Raw genomic sequence first — 22,470 nt, forward strand, 5'->3', positions numbered from 1 at the left:
GCGCGGCAGTCTACGCGGGGTGACCTACCTCTGGGCAGGGCGTCCGGCCGAGTGGATGCTCACAGCGTCTTCGGCCGATCGGGTGACGGCCGGGGCCGGCTGCGCGGCGGTCTGGGCCGCCGCCTTGGCGGCCGCCTGGGCCGCGGCTTCCGCCGCCGCCCGCTCGACCTTCTCCGGCGTGACGAAGCGGTAGCCGACGTTGCGGACCGTGCCGATCAGGGACTCGTGCTCGGGGCCGAGCTTGGCGCGCAGCCGCCGTACGTGCACGTCCACGGTCCGGGTGCCGCCGAAGTAGTCGTAGCCCCAGACCTCCTGCAGCAGCTGGGCGCGGGTGAAGACCCGGCCCGGGTGCTGGGCGAGGTACTTGAGCAGCTCGAACTCCTTGAAGGTGAGGTCCAGCACGCGCCCCTTGAGCTTGGCGGAGTACGTGGCCTCGTCCACCGACAGGTCGCCGTTGCGGATCTCCATCGGGGAGTCGTCCGAGCCCAGCTGCTGGCGGCCGGTGGCCAGCCGCAGCCGCGCCTCGACCTCGGCCGGGCCCGCGGTGTCCAGCAGGACGTCGTCGATGCCCCAGTCGGCGGTGACGGCCGCCAGGCCGCCCTCGGTGACGACCAGGATCAGCGGACAGCCGGGTCCGGTGGAGCGCAGGAGCTGGCACAGCGACCGCACCTGCGGCAGGTCGCGGCGTCCGTCCACGAGGATGACATCGGCTCCCGGGGTGTCCACCAGGGCGGGGCCCTCGGCCGGGGCGACCCGGACGTTGTGCAGCAGCAGGCCGAGGGCGGGCAGCACCTCGGTGGACGGCTGCAGGGCGTTGGTGAGCAACAGGAGTGAGCTCACGACCGACCACCCGCCCGGGTCGGACGGTGGTGCACGGTTCGCTGGTCCATCACGTCGGTTCCTCCTCGGTCCCGTCGAGGACATGCGCGGTACTGCTTCGTACGTTGTGCCCGGCGCCCCGCGGCCCCCGCGCCCTGGGGTCCGCATGGATACCGCTGTTCTCGGTTCGTTCAACGTGCTGAAAGCACAAAAGGACCCGGGGGCAACGTTGCCCGGATCCTCTCGCCAAGCAGAATAGCCCACCCGTCGATGCGTGGCAGAGGCTTCTTCCGCTTCCACTTCTGTGGTTCATGCCACGCTCCGGCCCTGCATGAGCCCAGGTTTCACCGGATCGGGGGCCCGCCGAGCGGTACCCCGGGGCCGGAGGCGCACACCCGGCGCGTCGGGGCACGTGGGGGTCGGCTGCGGGAGGGGCCATCATGGAGGCCGACGGTAGAGAGCCGACGATAGGAGCTGCAGTGGCAACCGGAACCATCCGCTACTGGGCGGCGGCCAAGGCCGCGGCCAGGACGGCGGAGGAGCCGTACTCGGCGGGCACACTCGCCGAGGCGCTCGACGCCGTGCGGGAGCGCCACCCGGGTGAGCTGACCCGGGTCCTGCTGCGCTGCTCCTTCCTCGTGAACGACGAGCCTGTGGGCAAGCGCCCGCATGATTCCGTCCCGCTGACCGAGGGGGGCACCGTCGAGGTGCTCCCGCCGTTCGCGGGCGGGTGAGCGGGAGCCGATGAGTACGCCTGAGGAACAGCAGCGCCAGCAGTACGCGCAGCAGCAGCAACAGCAGGAACAGCAGCAGGACCCGTACGGGACCCAGACCTGGCAGTCCGACACCTGGGACACCAGCTACCAGCCGGTACATCCGCCGCTGGGCGCGGTGCCCGGGCAGCCGGTGGCGCCCGAGGGCTGGTTCCGCGACGAGGCTCCGGCGGCCCCCGCCGCCCCGGGCCCCTGGCCGGACGGCTCCGCCTCCGCCGCCGGTGGCTACGCACCCGCCCAGGCGCCGACCCCGGACCCGTACCAGCAGCAGCCGGCGGCTCCGGAGAGCTGGTACCGCGACGAGGTCCAGGTCCCGGCTCCCGCCCCGGCTCCCGTGCAGGACTGGCCGCAGGGCGCCGAGACGGCCTACCTGCCGCCGTACCCCGGCCCCGAGCAGCAGCAGCCCCAGCAGCAGCCGGTGGCTCCGGAGGGCTGGTACCGCGACGAGGCCCCGGCCCAGGCTCCCAGCCCGGCCCCCGCGCCGGCTCCGGTCCAGGACTGGCCGCAGGGCGCCGAGACGGCCTACCTGCCGCCGTACCCCGGCCCCGAGCACGACCAGCAGCACCAGCCGCAGCCCCAACCGCAGTCCCAGCCCCGGCAGCACCGGAAGCCGCCGGTGGTCGAGGAGACTGCGTACTTGCCGCCGGTGGTCGACGAGTCCGCCGCCGAGCGGACCGCCTACCTCCCGCCGCAGCCGGCCGCCGCCGCGGGCGAGGAACCGGCCGAGGCCCCGGGTGAGCCGCTGGAGATCACCTCCTGGTCCCCGCCCACCCTCGCCGGCAACACCCTGCGCGCCGTCGACCCCGCCCAGGCGCGCGCCGAGGGCCGGTCGCCGATCATCGACCCCGGCCCGCAGTCCGCCATACTGACCGCCGTTCTCGGGCTGCTGCTCGCCGTGGCCGCCGCCGTCGGGCAGTACGCCCTGCTCCTGCCGCTGATCGCCCTGCAGGGCCTCACGGCTGCCGGCTGGTTCCGGCTCAACGGCATGTGGCCCGCTCGCCAGGGCATCGCCCTCGCCTTCGCCGGAGCCGTCGCCGCCGACGTGGCCGTGCTCGCCGTCGACCCCTCGTACGGGCCCGGCGCGATCGTCGGGACCCTGGGGGCCTGGGTGCTGCTCACGCTCGTCCTGCAGCTGCGCAGCCACGCCGATCCCGACGAGCGGATGTACGGGTTGATGGCCTCGGTGGCCTCGGCCGCCCTCGCCATCATCTGCGCCGGCTATCTCGCGGCCGACTCCGCCGCCGCCACGGTCGGCGCCGCGGCCGTCGCGGTCGCCGTGTTCGCGCGGGCGCTGCCGCTGCCCACCGCCCCCTCGGTCGGCGTCTCGCTGGCCGCGGCCGCCGGCGCCGGAATCGCGGTCGGCGGGCTGACCTCGGTCGGTGCGGGCGGGGCGTTGATCGGCCTCGTCGCCGGGGTGTGTGCGCTGGTCGGCCTGCGCGTGGCGGCGTACGACTACCCGTCGAAGTTCGTGCACATGACGGCCGGTGTGGCCCTGCCGCTCGCGGCGGCAGCCCCCGCCGTGTACCTGATCGGCCGGGTGGTGGGCTGATCCCTGCCTGACGGCGGGCATGGTCAACTAGACCGCACGTACCGACTAGTAGGGGGAGGGAACGTGCGTTTCCTGCGCGTCGTTGTGATCATCGGAGTGGTTCTCGGGGGCCTGTTCGTGGGCGTGGACCGCTGGGCCGCGAGTTACGTCGAGAACCGGCTGGCCGACCGAATACAGGCGCGGCAGGGCCTGGCCGGTTCCTCGGAGGTGGAGGTCCACGGCTTCCCCTTCCTGACCCAGGTGCTCAGCCACGATCTCGACCGGGTCGACCTGAAGCTGCGGGGGGTCGAGATCACCGCCGAGGACCGCAGGACGCGGCTCTCGGAGCTGGACGCGAGCTTTCGCGGCGTGAAGCTGAACGGTGACTACAGCGGCGGCACCGCCGCGCGGGCCGAGGGCACGGCGCTGATCACGTACGCCGACCTGACGGCGGCCTCGCAGACCGGCGCGACCCTCTCCTACGGCGGGGCGCCGGGCAAGGTGAAGGTCACCGCGGCGGTGGACCTCCTCGGCAAGACCCTGACGCACAGCGTGGTGTCGACCGTCACGCTGGAGGACGCGCCCGGCGGAAAGGGCGGCAAGATCGTCCGCGTGCGCGCCGACGAGGTGCCGGGCGGGAGCGTTCCCGGGGTCGAGAAGCTGATCCGCAAGAAGACCGACTTCGACCGCAATCTCGACAGCGGTATGCCGGCCGGACTCCAGCTCTCGTCCCTGACCTCGGACGAGGCCGGTGTGCACCTCACGCTGGGCGGTACGAACGTGGTGGTGGCCGGATCGTGAGACGGCGCGGTCCGATCCGCAGAAGGACGGGCCGCACGGCAGCCACCCGGGGCGGCGCGGCGGCCGCCCAGGGGCCTTCGATCCCACTATTCGGACGATCCTGTCTCGACATATGACACGCCGGTGACAGGGCGGCCGATTCGTCCCTACGATCCATGGCTATGAAGCATCAGCAGGCGGACCTCACGAAGCGACGGGCAGTAGACCTGTGTCGCGTCGCCGCCATGCTCTGTCGATCCATGTGACCTGTGAGCGCATCCGCTCCATCGACCGGACGACGGCCCTACGGCCCTTCCCGCGTGACCGCACCAGCCTCCTGAACCCCTGACGCCTCCCCGCGCAGGACCTTGAGCGCACCCGCAGGCACGCAGTACGCGTCACCCGCACAGCCCCGCCGCACACTGCCCCGGAGGAGATCACCATGAGCCGCAGCGACGTCCTCGTAGACGCCGACTGGGTCGAGGCCCACCTGAACGACGCCAATGTCGTCATCGTCGAGGTGGACGAGGACACGTCCGCCTACGACAAGAACCACATCACCAACGCCGTCCGGATCGACTGGAAGACCGACCTCCAGGACCCGGTCCGCCGCGACTTCGTGGACCAGGAGGGCTTCGAGAAGCTCCTCTCCGCCAAGGGCATCTCCAACGACGACACCGTCGTCCTCTACGGCGGCAACAACAACTGGTTCGCGTCCTACGCCTACTGGTACTTCAAGCTCTACGGTCACCAGGACGTGAAGCTCCTCGACGGCGGCCGCAAGAAGTGGGAGCTCGACTCCCGCGACCTGGTCGACGGCAAGGACGTCCCGAACCGCCCGGCCACCGCGTACAAGGCCAAGGCCCAGGACACCTCCATCCGCGCCTTCCGCGACGACGTCGTGGCCGCGATCGGCTCGCTGAACCTGGTCGACGTGCGTTCGCCCGACGAGTTCTCCGGCAAGCTGCTCGCCCCGGCCCACCTCCCGCAGGAGCAGTCGCAGCGCCCCGGCCACGTGCCGAGCGCCCGCAACATCCCGTGGTCGAAGAACGCCAACGACGACGGCACCTTCAAGTCGGACGACGAGCTGACCGCCCTGTACCAGGCGGAGCAGGTCGATCTGGCGAAGGACACCATCGCCTACTGCCGCATCGGTGAGCGCTCCGCGCTCACGTGGTTCGTGCTGCACGAGCTCCTGGGCCAGGAGAACGTCAAGAACTACGACGGTTCGTGGACCGAGTACGGCTCGCTCGTCGGCGTGCCGATCGAGCTCGGCCCCAACAAGTAATCCAGACCAGCGGGCACGCGACGCCCTCGTAGGTACGACTTCTCTCAGGACAGGACAGAGAACATGTGTGGAGCACAGATCGGCGGGCCCGACCTCGCGACGCTGAAGCCCGGTGAGACCGCCATCCAGGGCCAGATCACCAAGGACGGCGAGCCGGTGTCCGGCTACGTCCGCCTGCTGGACTCGACCGGTGAGTTCACCGCGGAGGTCCCGACCTCGGCGACCGGTCAGTTCCGCTTCTACGCCGCCACCGGCTCCTGGACCCTGCGGGCGCTCGTCCCGGGTGCCCAGGCCGACCGCGCCGTGGTCGTCGCCGAGGCCGGCGGCGTGACGGACGTGGCGATCGCGGTCTGAGCACCGCACATGTGATCGCCTGATCGAACGGCCGAAGGGCCGCACCCCCGGGGGTTGGACGCCACTGGAACGGGGTGCGGCCCTTCGTGCCGTCCGCGCCCCGCGCGCACCCTTGCGTGCGGGGGCGCCGGATCTACGCTGGAGGCATGTACGCCCGGCGTCGACGCGTCTACTTCCTGCTCATGGGCGGATGCCTGTTCCTGTTCGTCTCCGCCTGGGCCTTCGTGCGCCTGTTCTCGGTGGAGGCCGCGGTGGCCATGTGCGTGGTCGCGATGGTCATCCCCCCGGTCGCCGCGATGATCGCCAACCGGCGCGGCCCGGACGACCGCTGGTGGGACGACCCCTCGGGTGACGCGAAGTCCGACGAGTGGTGGGACGAACTGGACGGAAAGCGGCGTCACGAGGATTGAAACCTCACGAGACGAGAATGTGATCTACATTCGCACAACTGCTCCCCTCTGCTGCGGGTCATGGGGTACGCGCGGGTAACCAGCCCGCGCCGCCGGTGTTGTGGGGGACTTCTTTGGAACACGAACAGACCATTGCTGAGCAGCGGAAAGGGGAGGATAGTGCACCGGATCCGGACACTTCGGCCCCGCGCCGCCGGACGGGTCGCACCACCCTCCTGATCGCGGGCGCGGCCGCGCTCGGCGTCCTCGCCGGGACGATCACCGGCTACGCGGTCCAGTACCACCGCGAGCCCACCCCGCTGCCGCCGCTGGCCCAGCAGGACATCGCCGTCCCGAAGCCGCTGGCGGGGAACGACGCGACGAGCCTGCGCTCGATCAACGCCAACCGCTGGCACAAGGCGGACGAGGACCTCGTCGCGAAGCTGGTGGAGGTCCCCGCGGGCGCGACGGTCGCTTTCTCGGGTGCGCAGTCCCCGGACGAGTTCGCCGCGGACTTCTACGCGAACCCACCTGCGGGCATCGGCTCCGCCATCCGGCAGAACGTCCGCAGGATCGCCACCGTGCGGTGGTCCGAGGACCTCACGAACTTCGTCGAGATCCGGCTGCTCCAGTTCCAGAACCGGGACGGGGCCGAGAGGTTCCAGTCGGGGGTGCAGGACTACATGCCGACCACGAAGCGCGCGGGCAACGCGGGAGCTGAGGTTCCGGGTGTTCCCGCGGACTTCGGCCATCTGTGGATCAATTCCGAGGCGAGCGAGAAGCCCGGTTACCTCCCGGTCCGGCGGGGTACCGCGCTGGTCCGCCGCGGCGACATCGTCATGCACATCACCTACGTGAACAACCGCGGCGAGGTCGACGAGAAGGCCGTGGCCGACCTGGCCAAGCGGCAGATGGAGCGGCTGTGAGCGAGCGGGAGAAGGAGAACGAGACCGGAGCCGTCGCGGGGGCCGCGCCGGACGTTGTCGGGGATGCCGCGCCGGGCGTCGTCGGGGACGCCGCCGAGGCCGCCCACGACGCCACCGGACCCACGCGCAGGGTGAAGACCGGAGTGGTCAGGCTGGTGGCGGCGGCCGTGGGCGTCGTCGTCCTCGTGGGCGGGGGCCTGTGGTGCTCCGCCGCGCTCGACGATGCCGAGCGGACCGCGCCGACGCGGTACTGGATGCCGGAGGGCGCGCCCACCGGCTCGCCCGCCCCGGTCCCGTCCGTGCCGGTGGCCGAACTCAAGGCCAAGCTGCTTCCGTTGACCACGGGTTACTGGCCCGGCCCCGACATCGACGCCGAGGGCAACGACTACTTCGTCTCGGGCGAGCGGGCGGTGCAGGCCTTCAAGGACGACCACTCGGGACTGTCCACCGGTGACCGCGAGGCGCGGGACAAGGCGCTGGCGGATCTGAAGCTCAAGGGCCTGGCCGGGCGCAGCTACGCCCGGGGGAACGGCGGCGGAGCGATGGTCTCCGAGATCCAGCTCATGCAGGCGGACCCCAAGGAACTGGGGAAGTTCGCCGAGTTCGCCAAGATGCTCCTCGAACTCACCGGGGCAGACGGTCAGGCGCCCAAGGTGGACGGTTTCCCCGACGCCAAGTGCGCGCGCGGCTCCGTCGTCGACGGCAAGAAGCAGGAGATCGCCACCCTCGAATGTGTGGCCCTGGAGGGAGACGTGCTGGTGACCTACCGGGCCTACGGATGGTCTCCGGGTTTCTCGGCCAGTGATGTCACAGCCCTGTTCAAGGAGCAGCTGAACCACCTCAAGTCCCCCGGGGAGTCCGTGTGAGCGAGCAGACCACCACCGGGACCGAGCCCGGCCGTGAGCAGGGGCCCGAGGCCGGGCTCCTGCCCGGGCCCGAAACCGGCCCGGCCCCGCGGACGCCGGAGAGCCCCGGGGCGGCGGCCGCCGCGGCCTCGGACGCCCCCGCCCCGGAAGCCGCGCCGGAGGCCGCCCCGGCCCCGGATGTCGCGCCGGAGGCCGCGCCGATCGTGCCCAAGGACCGGCGACGCCTGTTCGCCGCGCTGCGCTGGACCGCCGCCGTGGCCGTCTTCGCCGTCGTCGGCGCGGGGGTCGCGTACGGGATCACCCAGCCCGAGCGCACCCGTTTCCCGGGCCTCTCCACGACGGACGACGGCCGCTGGAGGTTCCCGGCGCTGTCGCAACCGGCGCTGCCCCCGGGCGCCCCTCTGGCCCAGGGCCCGGAGAACAAGGAAGAGACGCACTACGCGCAGCTCACCGGCCTGCTCCTGCCCGCTCCCGAGGGCGCCGAGGCCGACGACTCGGTCAAGGCGGACAAGGACGGGGCGGTGTCGGCCGACGCCTTCCTGGAGGAGTACGCGCCCGACGTGCGCGAGAAGCTGAAGCAGTCCCTCGAATGGGACGGGCTGCGCCAGATCACCGGCCGGGGCTGGACGATGCCGGACGGCACCCGTACGCATGTCTACCTGTTGCGTTTCCACGCGTCGGGATTCGTGGACGCCTTCAAGGGCTGTGACACGAACGCGCGGCTGAACGGCGTCTCGGCCCTGGAGCTGGACGAGGTCTGGAGCGGGGTCAAGGGCACGCAGAGCGCCATCGTCCCGCTGCGCTTCCCGGGTTCGGGCATGGCCGGCGAGAGCGAGGTCAGCGTGTACCAGGAGATCAAGCCCGTCCTCGGGGACGAGCAGACCAAGGTCGGGTGCCTCCAGTCGGGTGACGTCCTCGGCATGGTCATCCAGACCCGAAAGGGCGAGGTGGCCCCGGTTCCCTTCCACCAGACCGTGATCCTGCAGAGCCAGCTGCTCAGCTGACCCGCCGGGCCGGTCCCGAGCCGGACCGGGGCTACGGGCCACCTCGCACGGTGCGCCCGGCCTCGGCCCAGTAGGCTGGGGAACCGGCCCGTACCCCCGAACGAATTCCGAGGAGCACCCCGTGCTTGAGGCAGTCTTCACCTCCCTGCTGGTCCTGGTCTGCGTCGGCGTCATGGCCTTCACCGGCCTGGCCGTCAAGAAGCTGTACCAGGGTCAGCGCTGAGCATCCGCTCAGCAGACCGCCCCGGAACCCCTCCCACAGATCGCCTGAGCAGCCATTCATGATCCAGATCCCGTCCGACCTGAACCCGGGCCTCGTCCCCCTCGCCTTCCTCCTCGGCAACTGGGAGGGTGCGGGAGTCTTCGACTTCCCCGGTGAGGAGAAGTGCAACTTCGGCCAGGAGGTCGTCTTCAGCCACGACGGCCGGGACTTCCTGGAGTACACCTCCCACACCTGGGTCCTCGACGCCGAGGGCAACAAGGTGCGGCCGCTGGAGTCCGAGTCGGGCTACTGGCGCATCGACAAGGACCGCAAGGTCGAGATCGTCATGGTCCGCGACCAGGGCGTCGTCGAGGTCTGGTACGGCGAGCTCGCCGACCAGAAGCCCCAGATCGACCTGGCCACCGACGCGGTCGCCCGTACCGCGGCCTCCGGCCCGTACAGCGGTGGCAAGCGGCTCTACGGCTATGTGAAGAGCGACCTCATGTGGGTCGGCGAGAAGGCCACGCCGGACGTGGAACTGCGTCCGTACATGTCGGCCCAGCTGAAGAAGGTCGTCACGCCCGAGGAGGTCGCCGAGATGGCGCGCAACCTCCCGGACATGCCGGACGACGGCATCGCCTTCTTCCGCTGAGCCCACAGGCCGTACGCACGTACACGCGTACACACGTACGCAAGGCTGTGCGAAAGGGGATCGCGGGACCGCCCGCGGTCCCCTTCGCGCGCATACACTGGCCGGGTGGGGAGCAGCGTGGACACCGAAAGCTCTGACTGGAAGAGCGACCTGCGGCAGCGCGGATACCGGCTGACACCGCAGCGCCAGCTCGTGCTGGAAGCCGTCGACGCGCTGGAGCACGCCACCCCGGACGAGATCCTCGTCGAGGTGCGCAAGACCGCCTCCGGGGTCAACATCTCCACCGTCTACCGGACCCTGGAGCTCCTGGAGGAGCTCAAGCTGGTCTCGCACGCCCACCTCGGGCACGGGGCCCCCACCTACCACCTCGCCGACCGGCACCACCACATCCACCTGGTCTGCCGTGACTGCGCCGAGGTCATCGAGGCGGACGTGGACGTCGCCGCCGAGTTCACGGCGAAGCTCCGGACCACCTTCGGTTTCGAGACCGACATGAAGCACTTCGCGATCTTCGGGCTGTGCCGCAAGTGCGCTGCGAAGCAGCGTGCCGCGCAGTCGTAGCAGGGTCGTACGCTTGGTCCCATGACCAGCAGCCCCTTGCTCCATCTCCCCGGCGCCGTACCGGCCGAAGGCCGTGACGAGGGCGTCGCCGCCCACTACGGCGAGCTGTACGGCGAACAGCGCGCCCTCGCGGAGGGGCGCGGCTTCGTCGACCTCTCGCACCGCGGAGTCGTCACCGTCAGCGGGCCGGAGCGCCTGAGCTGGCTGCACCTGCTGCTCACCCAGCACCTCACCGAGCTGCCGGCCGGTCAGGCCACCGAGGCGTTGATCCTCTCCGCCAACGGGCACATCGAGCACGCGCTCTACCTCGTCGACGACGGCGAGACCACGTGGGCGCACGTGGAGCCGGGCACCCAGGGCGAGCTGATCGCCTACCTGGAGTCCATGAAGTTCTTCTACCGCGTCGAAGTCGCCGACCGCACCGAGGAGTTCGCGGTGGTGCACCTCCCGGCCGGCTCCATCGCCGAGGTTCCCCGGGACAAGGAGCACGTCGTCCGGGAGACCGCGTACGGCCGGGACGTCTTCCTGCCCCGCGCCGAGCTGGAGTCCTTCGCCGCCGCGCACGGCCCGGCCGCGGGCCTGCTCGCGTACGAGGCCCTGCGCGTCGAGGCGCACCGGCCGCGGCTCGGCCTGGAGACCGACCACCGCACCATTCCGCACGAGCTGGGCTGGATCGGCACCGCCGTGCACCTGCAGAAGGGCTGCTACCGCGGCCAGGAGACGGTCGCCCGTGTCCACAACCTGGGGAAGCCCCCGCGCCGCCTGGTCTTCCTGCACCTGGACGGCTCGGAGGTGCTGCTCCCGGCGCACGGCACCCCGGTGCGGCTCGCCTCGGACGGGGAGGAGGGCCGTCAGCTCGGCTTCGTGACCACGGCCGTCCGCCACCACGAGCTGGGCCCGATCGCCCTCGCCCTGGTCAAGCGGAACGTGCCGGTCGACGCGCCGCTGCTGGCCGGGAACACGGCCGCCGCGCAGGAGGTCGTCGTAGCGCCCTGACCGGGCCGGTCAGATGTCGATGACGATGGTGAACGGTCCGTGGTTGGTCAGCGAGACCCGCATGTCCGCGCCGAACCGGCCCGTCTCCACCGTCGCACCCAGTGCGCGCAGCCGCGCCACGACCTCGTCGACCAGCGGCTCGGCCACCGGGCCGGGAGCCGCCGCGTTCCAGGTGGGCCGGCGGCCCTTGCGCGCGTCTCCGTAGAGCGTGAACTGGGAGATCACCAGCAGCGGTGCGCCGTTGTCGCTGCAGGACTTCTCGCCCTCCAGGATCCGTACGGACCACAGTTTGCGCGCCAGGAGCTCCGCCTTCTCCGGGGTGTCGTCGTGCGTCACCCCCACCAGCACGCACAGCCCCTCGCCGACGATCTCGCCCACGGTCTCGCCGCCCACGACGACGCTCGCGCCGTCCACCCTCTGCACCACTGCTCGCATACCACCTGTGTACCAGGCTTGCACCCGTCCGGGGCCGATCGGGTGGAGTGGGACTGCGTGGGGGGTACGGGGAGTGGCACGATGCACGCAGGCGGTGCGGGTGCGCCGCACCGGTCGAGGGGACGGACCCGTTCGTATGAATACTTCTGGTACCTCCGTACCTGCGTCACCCGCTTCCGTCGCGGCTGCCGCGGTACGACCGCCCGCGCAGCGCACGGCCGAGACGCAGGAGCCGCCGGCCCCGACCACCGCGCTCGGACTGCCGGAACTGCGCGCGCTGCGCCGTGACGCGCAGCGCGACGAGGCCGATCTGAGCTATGTGCGCAGACTGCTCCAGGGCCGCATCGACATCCTGCGGGCCGAGCTGGCCCGGCGGACGGACCCCGAGGCGCCGGTGGTGGACCGGCTCTCGGTGATCCTCGCCGACGCCCCTTCCAGCCGCAGCGCCTCGGCCCGGCACGTCACGCTCGGCACCCCGCACAGCGAGGAGTACCGGGTGTTGGCCGCGGAGATGCTGTCCGACGTGGAGCTCTCGGACCTGGGCGCCCGTACGGACGGCGAACTGCACGACGGGATGGGCCGGCTGGTGCGCTACGAGCAGCAGGTCTCGCGGCGCCGCCGGCATCTGCAGCGCACGGTGGACGACTGCAGCGCCGAGATCACCCGGCGCTACCGGGAGGGTGAGGCGCAGGTGGACGACCTGCTCGCGTAGGCGGTGGCCTCGGGAAATATTCGGGCGACCGGTGGCGGTCGGGGGATTAGCGTGGGCGGCTATGAGTGCTGACGTCCGGCCGATCGCCGAATCCGAACTCCCCGACTGGGTGCGCACCGTGCACACCGGTTTCCTGACCACGTCCCGGGTGACCGAGGCCGACATAGCCCAGCGCGCCAAGTACACCGACTTCTCACGGACGTACGGGGCGTTCGACGCCGACAGCGGTCGCTGCGTGGCCGCCCTGCGCTCCTTCCCTCAGGAGCTGACCGTGCCCGGGGGAGCGGCCGTCCGCGCCACCGCGGTCTCCAGTGTGGGCGTGCTGCCCACCCACCGCCGCCAGGGCCTGCTGACCCGGATGATGGCCGCCGAGTTCGCCGCGGCCCAGGCGCGCGGTGACGCGCTCGCCACGCTGATCGCCGCCGAGTACCCGATCTACGGGCGGTACGGCTTCGGGCCCGCGACCTCCCTCGTGGAGTGGGAGATCGATGTCGCGCGTACCGGGCTCGACCGGCGGCTGTCGGCGCCGGCGGACGGCGGGCGGATCGAGCTGGTGGACGTCGAGGAGCTCCGGCGGGTGGGGCCCGAGCTGCACGAGCGGCTGCGGGCGGGCACTCCCGGGGCGGTGAACCGGGACGAGCGCTGGTGGAGTCTGGCGACCGGCCTGGAGGAGTGGTCGTACCGGCCCTACCAGGACAAGTTCTACGCCGTGTACCGGACGGCGGCGGGCGAGGTGGCCGGCCTCGCCGTCTACGGCGCCGACGACCACTGGACGGACGCGAAGGTTCCGCAGAGCACCGTGCAGGTGCGGGACCTGCTGGCGGTCAGCCCGGAGGCGGAGCGGGCGCTGTGGCGGTTCCTGTGCTCGATCGACTGGGTGCTGAAGGTCCGCACCGGCTACCGGGCCCCCGACTCCCTCGTCCCGGACCTGCTGCCCGACCCGCGCTCGGCCCGTGTCGTCTCCGCCGCCGACTTCCTGTGGGTGCGGGTGCTGGACGTCGTACGGGCGCTGGGCGCGCGGACGTACGAGGTGCCCGGGGTCCTCGTCCTGGAGGTCACGGACGGGACGGGGCCGGCGGCCGGCCGCTACCGGCTGGACGCGGGCACCGGTGTGTGCGAGCGGACCGAGGAGGCGGCGGACCTGCGGCTGGACGTGGCCGTGCTGGGCTCCCTGTACCTGGGCGACGCGTCCGCGGTGCGACTGGCGGCGCTGGGACGGGTGACGGAGGAACGGCCGGGGGCGGCCGCACTGGCCGACGCCATGTTCCGTACCGCGCGCCGTCCGTGGTGCCCGGACATCTTCTGACCACGCGCTGATGACCGAGGACCGAGGACCGAGGATCGAACTCTTGACATCACTTGTGGAATCCCTGCGCGCGGCGGGCTGCGTCTTCGCGGAGGAGGAGGCGGAGCTCCTGACCGGGGCCGCCACGGACGCGGACCACCTGGCGGATCTGTTGGCCCGTCGGGTGGGCGGCGAGCCGTTGGAACACGTCGTCGGCTGGGCGGAGTTCTGCGGACTGCGCATGGAGGTCGGCGCGGGCGCCTTCGTACCGCGCCGGCGCACCGAGTTCCTGGTGCGGGAGGCGCTGGCACTGGCCCGGCCCGGCGCGGTGGTGCTGGACCTGTGCTGCGGGGTCGGCGCCCTGGGCGCGGCGGTGGCCGCCGGCCTGCCGGGCGGCGTCGAGCTGCACGCGGCCGACATCGACCCGGTGGCGCTGGTGTACGCGCGGCGCAACGTGGCCCCGTACGGCGGCCGGGTGTGGGAGGGCGACCTGTACGCGGCGCTCCCGCCCTCGCTGCGCGGTCGGGTGGACGTGCTGGTGGTCAACGCCCCGTACGTGCCGACGGAGGAGATCGTCCTCATGCCGTCGGAGGCGCGCGACCACGAGCCGCTGGTCTCGCTGGACGGCGGGGCCGACGGCCTGGACATCCACCGTCGGGTGGCGGCGGGCGCGTTGCCCTGGCTGGCCCCGGGCGGTCACCTGCTGATCGAGACGAGCGCCCGCCAATCCCCGTCGACGGCCTCGGCCTTGACCTCGGCGGGCCTCGCGGTCCGGGCGGTGACCTCGGAGGAGCTGTACGCGACGGTGGTCATCGGAACGGCCTGACGACGTGGCGTTCGAGGTGCTGCCGGGCACGGGCCTGGCCCTGCCGCGCGGCGCCGGCGTCCTGCGGTTCGGCGGCTCGGAGCGGCAGGCCCGGTGGGCCGTCGCGACCCTGGCGGACGTACGGGGTGCCTGGGTCTGCGGGACGGGCTGGGCCTTCACCGCCCGCTACGAGGGCCTGGAGCTGCTGGCCTACGGGGACTGCCCGGACCGGCTCGGCCGCACCGGGCACGACCGGCACGGTCTGGCGGCCGTCAGCCTCGGCCGGCACGAGGCGGAGCCGACCGGTCCGTCCGCCGTACCGGTGGTCCTGCGCGGCGTCGACCTGTTCGGGTACCCGGCCGCCGAGGTGCTGGAGGCCCTCGGTCCGGGCCCGCACCCCGGCGTGACCCTCCCGCGGCCCGGCTCCCCGACCGCCCCCTACCTGCCGGAGGTACGGCTCACCGCTGGGCCGCGTCCTTAGTGCGGCCGCCGTGGGAGCTGTTGCAAGCAGGGCGCTTGCAATAGTTAGCAGAGTCGGGCAGGATCTCAGCATGGCATCGCTCAACGTCGGAAATCTCGGCGAGTACCTCCGTGAGCAGCGTCGGCAGGCCCAGCTTTCGCTGCGGCAGCTGGCGGAGCAGGCGGGGGTGTCGAATCCGTACCTGAGCCAGATCGAGCGCGGGCTGCGCAAGCCGAGCGCGGACATCCTGCAGCAGCTGGCCAAGGCGCTGCGGATCTCCGCGGAGACGCTGTACGTGCAGGCCGGGATCCTGGATGAGCGGGACCCGGACGAGGTGGAGACGCGAGCCGTCATACTCGCCGACCCGTCCATCAACGAGCGGCAGAAGCAGGTGCTGCTCCAGATCTACGAGTCGTTCCGCAAGGAGAACGCGCTCGACACGCCCGCCGACGAGATGCCGTCGTAGACGAACTGAAGTTGATCCGGGAGGACCAGCACATGGCCATCGCCGATGACCTGAAGAAGACCCTCACCGACCCCACTCCCCTCTACTTCGCCGCCGGCACCGCCGACCTGGCCGTGCAGCAGGCCAAGAAGGTGCCCGACCTGATCGAGCAGCTGCGCGCCGAGGCCCCCGCGCGCATCGAGGCCGTGAAGAACACGGACCCGAAGGCTGTGCAGGAGGCGGTCACCGCCAAGTTCAACGAGGTGCTCGGCTCGATCGACCCGAAGAAGCTCGGGGAGACCGCCCAGGACCTCGCGCTGCGCGGTGTCGGCGTGGCCGCCGAGTACGCGGTGCGCGCCAAGGAGACGTACGACAAGGTCGCCGTGCACGGCGAGCAGGCCGTGCGGAACTGGCGGGGCGACGTCTCCGCCGAGATCGTCGACATCGCCGTGGCCGTCGAGCCCGAGGCCGGCGCGGAGCCGGTGTCGGAGCCGGTCGTCGAGGCCGCCGCCGACGAGAAGCCCGTCGCGAAGAAGCCCGCCGCGCGCAAGAGCACGGCGAAGAAGGCCACGGTCACGGCGGACGACGCGAGCTGAAGCGGAACCGCATGAGTGACGGCGGGCCGGGCACCCTTCAGGTGCCCGGCCCGTTGTGGTTGATGAAGGCGCCCGTGCCGGTAGCGTGGAGTCGGGCGGCATCGGAAGAGCGAAGCAGAAGCTGAGAAGGCGGTCGAAGCGATGTTGATCGATGGGTTCGATCGGGGCGTGCTCCCGTTCCTCGGCTACGTCATGCTGGCGCTCGCCGTCGTGGCCTTCGTGATCGCGCTGGTCGCGCGCGAGGACGCGTACCGGGCGGCCGACAAGCAGAGCAAGACGTTCTGGCTGGTCATCCTCGGCGTCACCGTGGCCGTGGACTTCCTCCTGGGGATGCTGTTCCTGCAGATCGCCGGCCTTGTCGCGACCATCGTCTTCTTCGTCGACGTACGCCCGGCGCTCAAGGCGGTCTCGGGCGGTGGCGGCCGGCGCGGCGGCAGCAGCAGCGACGGGCCGTACGGGCCCTACAACGGCGGACGGTAGCCACGGCGGGAGCCCTGCGGCTGCGGTCATGGCCGCGGTCGCGCCTGTGGTCGTGACCGGTGTCCGGCGGGATCAGCCCTCGGCGCGGGAGAGCAGGACCACGGCCACGTCGTCGGTGAGCTCGCCGCCGTTGAGGCGGCGGGCCTCGGTGACGGAGGCCTCCAGCAGCCCCTCACCGCTCAGACCGCGCTCCAGATGGCGGTTGATCATGTCGACCATGCCGTCCTGGCCCAGACGTTCCTTGCCCTCGCCGATGTGGCCCTCGATCAGGCCGTCGGTGTAGAGCATCAGGCTCCAGGTGCCGCCGAGCTCGACCTGGCGGCGCGGCCAGCGGGCCCGCGGCAGCAGCCCGAGGGCCGGGCCGCTGTTCTCGTACGGGAGCAGCCGCGCGCGGCGCCCCGGTCGGGATATCAGCGGAGCCGGATGGCCGGCCAGGCACAGACCGGCACGGCGACCGTCAGGGGCGATGTCGACCGTGCACAGCGTCGCGAATATCTCCTCGCACGGCCGCTCGACCTCCAGGACCTCCTGGAGGGTGGCCAGCAGGTCGTCGCCGCAGAGCCCGGCCAGGGTCAGGGCGCGCCAGGCGATCCGGAGCTCGACGCCGAGCGCGGCCTCGTCGGGGCCGTGGCCGCAGACGTCGCCGATCATGGCGTGGACGGTGCCGTCGGGGGTGCGGACGGTGTCGTAGAAGTCACCGCCGAGCAGGGCCCGGCTGCGGCCGGGGCGGTAGCGGGCGGCGAAGCGGAGGTCGGATCCCTCCAGGAGGGGCGTGGGGAGCAGACCGCGTTCCAGTCGGGCGTTCTCCTGGGCGCGCAGTTTCGATTCTGCGAGCTTGTACTGGGCGATGTCCGCCCGTTTTCTCTCCACGGCGTAGCGGATGGCACGGCTCAGCAGTCTGCCGTCCAGCTCGTCCCGGAAGAGGAAGTCCTGGGCGCCGACCCGGACCGCCTCGGCGGCGCGCTCGACGTCGTCCTCGTCGGTCAGGACGAGGACGGCGTGGCGCGGGGCGATGCGCAGCACCTGGCGGAGGGCGAGGAGCCGGTCCACGGCGGTTGCGGTGCCGGCTGCGTCGACCGTGCCCACCGTCCCGTTGGCCGTCCCGTTGACCGCCCCGTTCACCGAGCCGTTGGCCGTCGCTCCGGGCGTACGGGCGCTGGCGTCCGGGAGGGACAGGTCGAGGAGGATGCAGTGCACGTCGGGCGTGAGCAGCCGCTCGGCCTCGGTGAGGTTGCGGGCGGTGCGGAGCCGGATGCGGTGGCCGTCCGCGTCGAGGATCTCGGGGAGGGTGAGACCGCCGGCCGGGTCGTCCTCGATGACCAGGAGGGTCAGCGGGGGCGTGTGCGGGGCGGTCGTCTGAGGGGTCGCTCGCGCGACGCCCATGGCGGCTACGGCCGGGGCGGCGGTGTGCAGAACGGCCTGACCGCTCTCCGTGGCCGAGGTGTCCCTCTGCCGCGGTACGGGTACGGGCATCGTCTCCGGTTCCTTCCCTCCCCCCGAGGGTGCGCTCGTCCGGCAGACCCTAGCGGTCCCTGCCCGACAAACGGAATGCCGTTCTTGGCGAGGGCCTGCGTCATATGCGGTTATCGCGGGGGAAAATCGGCCTCACTGGATGACAAAGGTCACGGCGGGGCCGTGTTCCGTCCCGTCCATCGAGACGTGTCCGAGGCCCGCCGGGTTGCCTGCGTCACCCGATCCCACCCACCCGGCCGAAGATCCCCGCCGGCGCGCGGCGCGGGCCGTGCGCCGGCGGCCGGGTACCGGGCGGAGCCCCGGCACCCGTGTCGCCGGGCGACCCCGTAGGGCTACGCGTCGGGGCGGACCACTGCCTTGATCGGCATCGAGCCCGCGCCCGCCAGGGTCACGTTCCGGCCGGGGCGCGGGGCGTGGACCATCGCGCCGTCGCCGACGTACATGCCGACGTGGGTCGCGTCGTCGAAGTAGATGATCAGGTCGCCCGGGCGCATGTCCTTCAGCGCGACCTTCGGCAGCAGCCGCAGCTGCTCCTGCGAGGTGCGCGGGATGCCCCGGCCCGCGGCCAGCCAGGCCTGGGAGGTCAGCCCCGAGCAGTCGAACGACGACGGGCCCACGGCGCCCCATTTGTACGGCTTGCCGATCTGGGCGGTGGCGAACTGCACGGCCCGCTTGCCCGCTTCCGTCGCCGCGCCGTTGACGTCCTTCATCGCGCCCGTCGACAGCCACGCCGTCTGCGCCTTGTACTGGGCTTCCTGTTCCAGCTGGATCAGCCGGGCCTTCTCCTCGGCCTCCAGCTTGCTCTCCAGCTCCTCGGCGGCCTTGATCTTCTCCTCGACCTGCTTCTTGGACGCCTCCGACGTGACCCGGTTGGCCTCCAGGATGGCCCAGCGCTCGCTCGCCTCCTGGGCGTAACCCTCCAAGTCGGCCTGGGTGCGGCCCAGTTCGGAGAGCAGGTTCGAGGCGGCCTTCTCGCCCTGGCGCAGCCGGCCCGCCCCGTCGAGATAGTGGTTCGGGTCGTCGCTCAGGGCCAGCTGCGCGCCCGGCGGCATCCCGCCCGAGCGGTACTGCGCACGGGCGGCGGCACCCGCCCGGTTCTTCAGGTCGGCGATCTTCTCCTTGCCGGCGACGACGAGCCGGGCGATCTCGACGATCTTGTCCGACTGGGCCTTGGTCTCGGCCTCGGCGAGGTTGTAGGCGTCGGTGGCGGTGCCCGCCTGCCGGTACAGGTCCTCGATCTCCTTGCGCACCTGTTCCAGGGACTTGACGCCCGGTTCGGGGAGGGGCGCGGCCGGGGCCGACGGGGCGGCGGGTGTCGCCGGAGCCGCGTACGCGATGCCCGTCGCGAGGCCGGGCGCCGTCAGTATCGCCATCGTGCACAGCAGCACGAGAGAACTTGCGCCTCGCCGTCGCCTTGCGGCTCCCATGGTCCCCCCAGGCACCCGAGCCAGACCTCGCATCAGATCTGACTATTCATCAGTAACTTCGCACTGCCATCGGGATGGTGCCACGAGTCGATGAATTACAACACCCTTGTGGAGGGCGATCCGATCTTGTCCACCCGACGGACACCCTTTCCGGCTCCGCACGGTTCAACGGGCCACCCCGACCCCCTGGTTCCCCCGCACGGCGCATTCACCCCACCGGGCGCAACGCCTCCCAGGGCAACGTCAGTTCCCCCTGCCGCCACCGCCGCGGCCCGTCCACCAGAGGCCAGTCCCCGGACAGCGCCCGCGCCGTCCGGATCCAGCGCTGCCGCGCCCCGTAGGCGGCGTACGGGGCCGCCGCCGCCCACGCCCGGTCGAAGTCGCGCAGGAACGCGTGCACCGGCTCGCCCGGCACGTTCCGGTGGATCAGCGCCTTCGGCAGCCGTTCCGCCAGGTCCGAAGGGCGCTCCAGGGAGCCCAGCCGGGTCGCGAACGTCACCGTGCGCGCCCCCTCCGGGCCCAGCGCCACCCACACGTGCCGCCGCCCGATCTCGTCGCAGGTCCCCTCCACCAGCAGCCCGTCCGGGGCCAGCCGCCCGCACAGCCGTGCCCAGACCTCGGCGACCTGCTCCTCGTCGTATTGGCGCAATACGTTCGCCGCGCGGATCAGCGACGGGCGGGCCCCACCCTCCAGCGGTACCTCGAAACCGCCGTGCCGGAAGCTCAGCCCCTCCCGCTCGTACGGCTTCGCCCCCGCCACCCGCGCCGGTTCGATCTCGATGCCGACCACCCGCACCCGCGGCGCCGCGTCCCGCAGCCGCGCCAACAGTTCCACCGCCGTCCACGGCGCGGCCCCGTAGCCCAGGTCCACCGCGACCGGCGCCTCCGCGCGCCGCAGCGCGGCCCCGTGGGTGGCCGCGATCCAGCGGTCCATCCGGCGCAACCGGTTCGGATTCGTCGTCCCGCGCGTCACCGAGCCCACAGGGCGGCCGGGCGCGCGGCTGGAGGGCGGGGTACTGCGGGAGGCCATGAGCCGAGGGTAAGCGGAGGGCGCGCACACCGGGAAAACCCCGCGGCGCACCACCGAATACGAGGAAACCTCCAGGAAAACCGGACACCCCGGAATGCGGGGGACGGCCATCCGGGTTGCACTCCTTGCAGGGCGTCCTCCGCGCCCTCGCCGTCATGCCGTCAGGCATGTCGTCCGTCATGCCGTCCGAGCGTCGGGCGCGCGCCGTCCGAGCCGAGAGGACTGGTCCTTTGAGCCAGTACGTGTCCCGCCTCAGTGGCCGCCTCGCCGCCGCCCGTGCCACCCGCCACGAGCCGCCCCGGCTGCGCCTGCCGGCCGTCGGCCACCACCGCAAGCCGCGCCGCGTGGCCATGCTCAGCGTGCACACCTCACCGCTGCACCAGCCCGGTACCGGCGACGCGGGCGGCATGAACGTCTACATCGTGGAGCTGGCCAAGCGGCTCGCCGCCATCAGCATCGAGGTCGAGATTTTCACCCGGGCCACCACCGGCGGCCTGCCGCCCGTGGTCGAGCTGGCCCCCGGCGTCCTCGTACGGCACGTGGACGCGGGCCCCTACGAAGGCCTCGCCAAGGAGGAGCTCCCGGCCCAGCTGTGCGCCTTCACCCACGGCGTGATGCAGGCCTGGGCCGGCCACCGCCCCGGCTACTACGACCTCGTCCACTCCCACTACTGGCTTTCCGGCCACGTCGGCTGGCTCGCCGCGCAGCGCTGGGGCGTCCCGCTCGTGCACGCCATGCACACCATGGCCAAGGTCAAGAACGCGGCGCTGGCCGAGGGCGACACGCCCGAGCCCGCCGCCCGCGTCATAGGCGAGACGCAGATCGTGGCCGCGGCCGACCGGCTCATCGCCAACACCGCCGAGGAGGCCGACGAGCTCGTGCGGCACTACGAGGCCGACCCCGCCAAGGTGGCCGTCGTCCACCCCGGCGTGAACCTCGACCGCTTCACGGTCGGCGACGGCCGGGCCGCCGCCCGCGCCCGCCTCGGCCTGCCGCCGGACGCCGTCATCCCTCTCTTCGCCGGGCGGATCCAACCGCTGAAGGCCCCCGACATCCTGCTGCGCGCCGTCGCCGTCATGGTCGACCAGGACCCCTCGCTGCGCCGCCGTCTCTTCGTCCCCGTCGTCGGCGGGCCCAGCGGCAGCGGCCTCGCCAAGCCGGAGGGCCTGCAGAAGCTCGCGGCGAAGCTCGGCATCGCCGACCTCGTGCACTTCCACCCGCCGGTCGCGCAGGACGGGCTCGCGGACTGGTTCCGGGCGGCGTCCGTGCTGGTCATGCCCTCCTACAGCGAGTCCTTCGGGCTCGTCGCCATAGAGGCCCAGGCCGCCGGTACGCCGGTGCTCGCCGCCGAGGTCGGCGGGCTGCCCGTCGCCGTCGACGACGGGGTCACGGGACTCCTCGTACCCGGGCACGACCCGGTGGACTACGCGCGGGAGCTGCGGCGCTTCGTCGACGAGCCGGCGCTGGCCGACCGGATGGGCGCCGAGGCGGCGCGGCACGCGCAGTTCTTCGGCTGGGACACCGCGGCGAGCGGCACGGCCGACGTCTACACCGCGGCCATGCATGATCATCGCCGTCGCGTACGCTCCCACCATGGCTGACACCGCCGAGATCGTCGAGAGCGCGCTCACCGCCGCGGAGCTGGGCTGGGAGAGCCCCCAGCCGGGGACGTACGTCGTCCAGCTCCCCGGCACCCGCAAGCTGAGCACCACCTGCTCGCTCAAGGTCGGCCGGCACTCGCTGTCGGTCAACGCCTTCGTGATCCGCCACCCCGACGAGAACGAGGCGGGCGTCCACCGCTGGCTGCTGGAGCGCAACCTCAAGCTGTACGGCATGGCGTACGCGGTGGACCGCCTCGGCGACATCTACCTGACGGCCCGCCTGCCGTTGTCGGTGGTCACCCCCGAGGAGCTGGACCGGCTGCTCGGCACGGTGCTGGAGGCCGCGGACGGCTCGTTCAACACGCTGCTGGAGCTGGGCTTCGCGAGCGCGATCCGGCGCGAGTACGAGTGGCGGGTCTCGCGCGGCGAGCCGACCTTCAACCTCGACGCGTTCAAGCACCTGACGCGCCCGCAGGGCGAACCGGCCGGCCCCGGCACTCCGATCGGCTGACACACGGCACCGAACGGCACGCGAAGGCGTGTCGGCCGCCCGGCCGGGCCCGTACGCCCGCACCGTGACGGG

General features: G+C 72.1%; 27 protein-coding genes. 22 read left to right on the top strand and 5 right to left on the bottom strand.

Annotation, left to right across the window (positions count from 1 at the left end; genetic code table 11):
* Nucleotides 1–24: 24 nt before the first annotated feature.
* Nucleotides 25–840 (bottom strand): response regulator transcription factor, encoded by an 816-nt coding sequence (locus ACWG52_RS20370; protein ID WP_033225907.1) that lies wholly within the window; start codon nt 838–840, stop codon nt 25–27.
* A gap of 458 nt (nt 841–1,298) precedes the next feature.
* Between ACWG52_RS20370 and ACWG52_RS20375 the strand changes: the two genes are divergently transcribed.
* From ACWG52_RS20375 to ygfZ, 13 genes are all read left to right on the top strand, one after another.
* Nucleotides 1,299–1,553 (top strand): MoaD/ThiS family protein, encoded by a 255-nt coding sequence (locus ACWG52_RS20375; RefSeq protein ID WP_389816853.1) that lies wholly within the window; start codon nt 1,299–1,301, stop codon nt 1,551–1,553.
* Nucleotides 1,554–1,563: 10 nt separating this feature from the next.
* Nucleotides 1,564–3,141, top strand: a complete 1,578-nt coding sequence (locus tag ACWG52_RS20380; protein WP_453125526.1) for a hypothetical protein — start codon at nt 1,564–1,566, stop codon at nt 3,139–3,141.
* 63 nt (nt 3,142–3,204) lie between these two features.
* Nucleotides 3,205–3,921 carry an LmeA family phospholipid-binding protein gene (locus ACWG52_RS20385; RefSeq protein ID WP_389816860.1) on the top strand — a complete coding sequence of 239 codons (717 nt, stop codon included), beginning with the start codon at nt 3,205–3,207 and terminating at the stop codon, nt 3,919–3,921.
* A gap of 161 nt (nt 3,922–4,082) precedes the next feature.
* Entirely contained in the window at nt 4,083–4,166 is an 84-nt protein-coding gene (locus ACWG52_RS20390) for a putative leader peptide (RefSeq protein WP_350206375.1), read from the top strand.
* Between the two features lie 176 nt (nt 4,167–4,342).
* A complete protein-coding gene (locus tag ACWG52_RS20395) occupies nt 4,343–5,188 on the top strand; it encodes a sulfurtransferase (protein ID WP_030768131.1) in 846 nt (281 codons plus the stop codon).
* Nucleotides 5,189–5,251: 63 nt separating this feature from the next.
* Complete coding sequence (locus ACWG52_RS20400; RefSeq protein WP_030011783.1) at nt 5,252–5,542, top strand: DUF1416 domain-containing protein; 291 nt, start codon at nt 5,252–5,254, stop codon at nt 5,540–5,542.
* A 146-nt stretch (nt 5,543–5,688) separates the two neighbouring features.
* Entirely contained in the window at nt 5,689–5,952 is a 264-nt protein-coding gene (locus ACWG52_RS20405; RefSeq protein ID WP_033225902.1) for a DUF3099 domain-containing protein, read from the top strand.
* A gap of 113 nt (nt 5,953–6,065) precedes the next feature.
* Nucleotides 6,066–6,857 carry a hypothetical protein gene (locus tag ACWG52_RS20410; protein WP_389816866.1) on the top strand — a complete coding sequence of 264 codons (792 nt, stop codon included), beginning with the start codon at nt 6,066–6,068 and terminating at the stop codon, nt 6,855–6,857.
* Complete coding sequence (locus ACWG52_RS20415) at nt 6,854–7,723, top strand: hypothetical protein (protein WP_389816869.1); 870 nt, start codon at nt 6,854–6,856, stop codon at nt 7,721–7,723. Before ACWG52_RS20410 ends, ACWG52_RS20415 begins: the two co-directional genes overlap by 4 nt.
* Entirely contained in the window at nt 7,720–8,727 is a 1,008-nt protein-coding gene (locus ACWG52_RS20420; RefSeq protein WP_389816872.1) for a hypothetical protein, read from the top strand. Before ACWG52_RS20415 ends, ACWG52_RS20420 begins: the two co-directional genes overlap by 4 nt.
* A 281-nt stretch (nt 8,728–9,008) precedes the next feature.
* Nucleotides 9,009–9,581 carry an FABP family protein gene (locus ACWG52_RS20425; RefSeq protein ID WP_150258047.1) on the top strand — a complete coding sequence of 191 codons (573 nt, stop codon included), beginning with the start codon at nt 9,009–9,011 and terminating at the stop codon, nt 9,579–9,581.
* 105 nt (nt 9,582–9,686) lie between these two features.
* Complete coding sequence (locus ACWG52_RS20430; RefSeq protein ID WP_234319345.1) at nt 9,687–10,142, top strand: Fur family transcriptional regulator; 456 nt, start codon at nt 9,687–9,689, stop codon at nt 10,140–10,142.
* Nucleotides 10,143–10,163: 21 nt separating this feature from the next.
* Nucleotides 10,164–11,138: a CAF17-like 4Fe-4S cluster assembly/insertion protein YgfZ gene (gene ygfZ, locus ACWG52_RS20435; RefSeq protein WP_389816877.1), complete on the top strand. Its 975-nt coding sequence runs from the start codon at nt 10,164–10,166 to the stop codon at nt 11,136–11,138.
* 9 nt (nt 11,139–11,147) lie between these two features.
* On the opposite strand, the gene dtd is transcribed toward ygfZ, so the two are convergent.
* On the bottom strand, nt 11,148–11,573 hold the full coding sequence (dtd, locus tag ACWG52_RS20440; protein WP_389816880.1) for a D-aminoacyl-tRNA deacylase: 426 nt from the start codon (nt 11,571–11,573) through the stop codon (nt 11,148–11,150).
* 136 nt (nt 11,574–11,709) lie between these two features.
* On the opposite strand from dtd, the gene ACWG52_RS20445 reads away from it, so the two are divergent.
* The 7 genes from ACWG52_RS20445 (at nt 11,710) to ACWG52_RS20475 (ending at nt 16,356) form a co-directional block, all read left to right on the top strand.
* The gene (locus ACWG52_RS20445; protein ID WP_389816883.1) at nt 11,710–12,285 is read left to right on the top strand and encodes an RsiG family protein; all 576 of its coding nucleotides are present in this window, start codon (nt 11,710–11,712) and stop codon (nt 12,283–12,285) included.
* A 61-nt stretch (nt 12,286–12,346) separates the two neighbouring features.
* Nucleotides 12,347–13,591 carry a GNAT family N-acetyltransferase gene (locus ACWG52_RS20450; RefSeq protein ID WP_390169375.1) on the top strand — a complete coding sequence of 415 codons (1,245 nt, stop codon included), beginning with the start codon at nt 12,347–12,349 and terminating at the stop codon, nt 13,589–13,591.
* Between the two features lie 10 nt (nt 13,592–13,601).
* Nucleotides 13,602–14,396: a putative protein N(5)-glutamine methyltransferase gene (locus ACWG52_RS20455; RefSeq protein WP_389816886.1), complete on the top strand. Its 795-nt coding sequence runs from the start codon at nt 13,602–13,604 to the stop codon at nt 14,394–14,396.
* Between the two features lie 4 nt (nt 14,397–14,400).
* The gene (locus ACWG52_RS20460) at nt 14,401–14,856 is read left to right on the top strand and encodes a hypothetical protein (protein WP_389816889.1); all 456 of its coding nucleotides are present in this window, start codon (nt 14,401–14,403) and stop codon (nt 14,854–14,856) included.
* 70 nt (nt 14,857–14,926) lie between these two features.
* On the top strand, nt 14,927–15,301 hold the full coding sequence (locus tag ACWG52_RS20465) for a helix-turn-helix domain-containing protein (RefSeq protein WP_033225890.1): 375 nt from the start codon (nt 14,927–14,929) through the stop codon (nt 15,299–15,301).
* Between the two features lie 32 nt (nt 15,302–15,333).
* Nucleotides 15,334–15,876, top strand: coding sequence for a hypothetical protein (locus tag ACWG52_RS20470; RefSeq protein WP_389816893.1), 543 nt, complete (start codon nt 15,334–15,336; stop codon nt 15,874–15,876).
* Between the two features lie 141 nt (nt 15,877–16,017).
* Nucleotides 16,018–16,356 (top strand): DUF2516 family protein, encoded by a 339-nt coding sequence (locus ACWG52_RS20475; RefSeq protein WP_389816896.1) that lies wholly within the window; start codon nt 16,018–16,020, stop codon nt 16,354–16,356.
* Nucleotides 16,357–16,428: 72 nt separating this feature from the next.
* On the opposite strand, the gene ACWG52_RS20480 is transcribed toward ACWG52_RS20475, so the two are convergent.
* The 3 genes from ACWG52_RS20480 to ACWG52_RS20490 form a co-directional block, all read right to left on the bottom strand.
* A complete protein-coding gene (locus tag ACWG52_RS20480) occupies nt 16,429–17,829 on the bottom strand; it encodes a PP2C family protein-serine/threonine phosphatase (RefSeq protein ID WP_389816900.1) in 1,401 nt (466 codons plus the stop codon).
* 332 nt (nt 17,830–18,161) lie between these two features.
* Nucleotides 18,162–19,289, bottom strand: coding sequence for a C40 family peptidase (locus ACWG52_RS20485; protein ID WP_389816904.1), 1,128 nt, complete (start codon nt 19,287–19,289; stop codon nt 18,162–18,164).
* Nucleotides 19,290–19,464: 175 nt separating this feature from the next.
* Entirely contained in the window at nt 19,465–20,286 is an 822-nt protein-coding gene (locus ACWG52_RS20490; RefSeq protein WP_389816907.1) for a methyltransferase domain-containing protein, read from the bottom strand.
* 230 nt (nt 20,287–20,516) lie between these two features.
* Here ACWG52_RS20490 and mshA point away from each other — a divergent pair, with 230 nt between their 5' ends.
* Nucleotides 20,517–21,887, top strand: coding sequence for a D-inositol-3-phosphate glycosyltransferase (mshA, locus tag ACWG52_RS20495; RefSeq protein WP_390141049.1), 1,371 nt, complete (start codon nt 20,517–20,519; stop codon nt 21,885–21,887).
* On the top strand, nt 21,880–22,398 hold the full coding sequence (locus ACWG52_RS20500; protein WP_389816913.1) for a type III secretion system chaperone family protein: 519 nt from the start codon (nt 21,880–21,882) through the stop codon (nt 22,396–22,398). The genes mshA and ACWG52_RS20500 overlap by 8 nt, the downstream gene beginning before the upstream one ends.
* Nucleotides 22,399–22,470 lie beyond the last annotated feature (72 nt).

The sequence above is a fragment of the Streptomyces sp. CLCI03 genome (genome assembly GCF_053615355.1).

Coding starts and splice junctions, on each gene's coding strand:
- ACWG52_RS20380 (WP_453125526.1), top strand. CDS start 1,564: ATGAGTACGCCTGAGGAACAGCAGCGCCAGCAGTACGCGCAGCAGCAG.
- ACWG52_RS20390 (WP_350206375.1), top strand. CDS start 4,083: ATGAAGCATCAGCAGGCGGACCTCACGAAGCGACGGGCAGTAGACCTG.
- ACWG52_RS20395 (WP_030768131.1), top strand. CDS start 4,343: ATGAGCCGCAGCGACGTCCTCGTAGACGCCGACTGGGTCGAGGCCCAC.
- ACWG52_RS20400 (WP_030011783.1), top strand. CDS start 5,252: ATGTGTGGAGCACAGATCGGCGGGCCCGACCTCGCGACGCTGAAGCCC.
- ACWG52_RS20405 (WP_033225902.1), top strand. CDS start 5,689: ATGTACGCCCGGCGTCGACGCGTCTACTTCCTGCTCATGGGCGGATGC.
- ACWG52_RS20425 (WP_150258047.1), top strand. CDS start 9,009: ATGATCCAGATCCCGTCCGACCTGAACCCGGGCCTCGTCCCCCTCGCC.
- ygfZ (WP_389816877.1), top strand. CDS start 10,164: ATGACCAGCAGCCCCTTGCTCCATCTCCCCGGCGCCGTACCGGCCGAA.
- dtd (WP_389816880.1), bottom strand. CDS start 11,573: ATGCGAGCAGTGGTGCAGAGGGTGGACGGCGCGAGCGTCGTCGTGGGC.
- ACWG52_RS20445 (WP_389816883.1), top strand. CDS start 11,710: ATGAATACTTCTGGTACCTCCGTACCTGCGTCACCCGCTTCCGTCGCG.
- ACWG52_RS20450 (WP_390169375.1), top strand. CDS start 12,347: ATGAGTGCTGACGTCCGGCCGATCGCCGAATCCGAACTCCCCGACTGG.
- ACWG52_RS20455 (WP_389816886.1), top strand. CDS start 13,602: ATGACCGAGGACCGAGGACCGAGGATCGAACTCTTGACATCACTTGTG.
- ACWG52_RS20465 (WP_033225890.1), top strand. CDS start 14,927: ATGGCATCGCTCAACGTCGGAAATCTCGGCGAGTACCTCCGTGAGCAG.
- ACWG52_RS20470 (WP_389816893.1), top strand. CDS start 15,334: ATGGCCATCGCCGATGACCTGAAGAAGACCCTCACCGACCCCACTCCC.
- ACWG52_RS20475 (WP_389816896.1), top strand. CDS start 16,018: ATGTTGATCGATGGGTTCGATCGGGGCGTGCTCCCGTTCCTCGGCTAC.
- ACWG52_RS20480 (WP_389816900.1), bottom strand. CDS start 17,829: ATGCCCGTACCCGTACCGCGGCAGAGGGACACCTCGGCCACGGAGAGC.
- ACWG52_RS20485 (WP_389816904.1), bottom strand. CDS start 19,289: ATGCGAGGTCTGGCTCGGGTGCCTGGGGGGACCATGGGAGCCGCAAGG.
- ACWG52_RS20490 (WP_389816907.1), bottom strand. CDS start 20,286: ATGGCCTCCCGCAGTACCCCGCCCTCCAGCCGCGCGCCCGGCCGCCCT.
- ACWG52_RS20500 (WP_389816913.1), top strand. CDS start 21,880: ATGGCTGACACCGCCGAGATCGTCGAGAGCGCGCTCACCGCCGCGGAG.